The sequence below is a fragment of the Flavobacterium silvisoli genome (assembly GCF_004329815.1).
GTDB lineage: Bacteria > Bacteroidota > Bacteroidia > Flavobacteriales > Flavobacteriaceae > Flavobacterium > Flavobacterium silvisoli.
The window spans coordinates 1-2,351 of sequence record NZ_SJPE01000031.1 but is presented as its reverse complement, the minus strand read 5'-3'; the positions used below and the strand labels follow the sequence as shown (position 1 = coordinate 2,351).

General features: G+C 43.6%; 1 protein-coding gene. It reads left to right on the top strand.

What is annotated here, in order from left to right; all coding sequences use genetic code 11:
- The coding region (locus EZL74_RS13035; RefSeq protein WP_131477099.1) for a T9SS type A sorting domain-containing protein at nt 1-2,317 on the top strand (2,317 nt) is incomplete at its 5' end.
- Between the last annotated feature and the right edge of the window lie 34 nt (nt 2,318-2,351).

Below are 2,351 nucleotides of genomic sequence, written 5' to 3'. Positions count from 1 at the left end.
TATTACTACACAACCGGCTACAACTAATATTTGTGGAGCAGTAGGCTCTACCGCTAGTATGTCTGTTGCCACAAATGTACCGGTTTCAAGTTATTCGTGGCAGTATAGAGTGCCAACTACAGCTAACCCGAACCCGGCTTGGATTACCATTACCGCTGCTAACGCTGCTGTGTATTCTAACTACGACACGGCTACCTTAGGCATTACCAAAACGTCTACTTTACCTGCTAAAGGCACTCAGTATCGTGTTTTGATTAACGAAGGAGATTGCGGAATCCTGGCATCTGATTTAGCTTCAATTAATATTATCACTGCTGTAAAAGCGGGCTCTATTACAGTTCCTTCTACCTCAGTATGTTTAGGAGGAAATCTTACCATGACTTTAACCGGTTATGTGGGTACTTCATTCCAATGGCAGTCAGCTTCTTATTCAAGTACTACAGCTCCGGGAACATTTGCTGATATAGACGGGGCTACCGGTACAACGTATACGCTTACCAATGCTCAGTTGAATTCAGACCGTTCATACCGAGTAATTGTTACTAACTCATGTGATAACACTACAGCTACATCAGCTACTAAGACCATTACAGTAAACCCAACTTCAGTAGCGGGAACTATTATTTCCGGTGGAGGAACCGTTTGTGAGGGAGCTTCAGGAAGCATGAAAGTTGCGGGTTATGTTGGAAAAACACAATGGCAGTATTCAGAAGACGGAGTTACGTATTATGATGCGCCAAAAGCATCAGCCGTTCCGGTTGGACTAGCTTTCAATACTACTTCAGTTTCAAGTACGGGAGCTACTTATGTTGTGACTAATATTACTGCTGATTTGTATTTCAGGGTTAAAGTGACCAGCGGAGTTTGTTCATCCGCTTATACCGCACCKGTTCAATACGTTATAGGGACTACACCTTTAGTAGGTACTGCTTCATCAGCCAGCTCACCATTGTGTGCCGGTACAGGAACTACCTTGAATTTGAGCAGTGCTACCGGAGTAATCAGTTGGAAGAAAACCACTAACGGTGGAGCTACTTGGAGTGCTATTGCTAACTCAAATAGCTTGAGCATCCCTACCGGTAACCTTTCTGTTACTACCACCTTTAAAGCTGTTGTTTCTATCGGAGGTACTTGTGGCGAAGTAGAATCTAACTTGGTTGTAGTGAATGTTGATAAAGTTTCCAAAGGAGGAACTGTATCGACAGTTGTGGCTGGAACCGAAGCCTGTTCAGGTGTTGTAAAACAATTGAAAGTGGCTTCYAATGTTGGTAGTATTCAATGGCAGTCATCACCGGATAACAATGTGTTTACGGATATTGACGGTGCTACATCAGCTATCTATAATGCCGTAATCACTACTCCGACCTGGTTCAGAGTAAAAGCCACCAGCGGGGTTTGTTCATCAGCTTATTCCAATGCTATTCAGTTGACCTTAAGTGCKCCTGCMGTAGCAGGAACCTTATCAGGAGCTAATGCTACGGTATGTTCAGGAACCGGTACTTCACTTAGTTTGAGTGGTACTACTAACGGTACTTTGGTATGGCAAAAATCAACCAACTGGACATCAGCCACACCGACATGGAGTGCTATTTCAGCTACATTGATTATCAATAACCAATTTTCAACCGGTAACCTTTCAGCGTCAACGGCTTATAGAGTTGTAGCGACTAATGTTGCCTGTGTAGATTACAGCAATGTATATGTGGTTACTGTAAATGCTAAGCCAGTGGCTAAGTCTATTACTGCCAATGTTACCACACCGGCAGGAACTGCCGCAACCAGTGCTTTATGTACAGATAACAGTGTTGCAAAAGTTCTGACAATCGGAGCAGGTTCAGTAGGAACTATCCAATGGGAGACTGTAGTTTCGGCTACCGCACCTACTGCATCGACCGTTTGGACTCCTATTGAAGGAGCTACAGGAACCAGCTACACCATCACTAATCCATCAAACGGAGTGAACTACTTCAGAGCTAAGTTCAGCAATGGTGTTTGTGCGGATGTTTACAGTGCAGCCTTTAAAGTGTACTACAAAGATTGTGTACCACCGGCTAAAGTTTCAACAGCAGTACCATTTGCGGTTGTGGCTTATCCGAACCCATACAGTGATAACTTCCACTTGAACCTGACTACCTCAAGCGAGGAGCGAGTAGGAGTATCTATTTATGACATGACCGGAAAATTACTGGATAAACTGGAAGTAGGAGCTACAGAGGCTTCAGAACTTTCTATCGGTGATCGTTACGCGTCAGGAGTATACAATGTAGTGGTAACCCAAGGAAATGAAGTTAAAACACTTCGTGTGGTAAAACGATAATTGTAGATCTCAATACTAAACAGAAAGCCTCTTC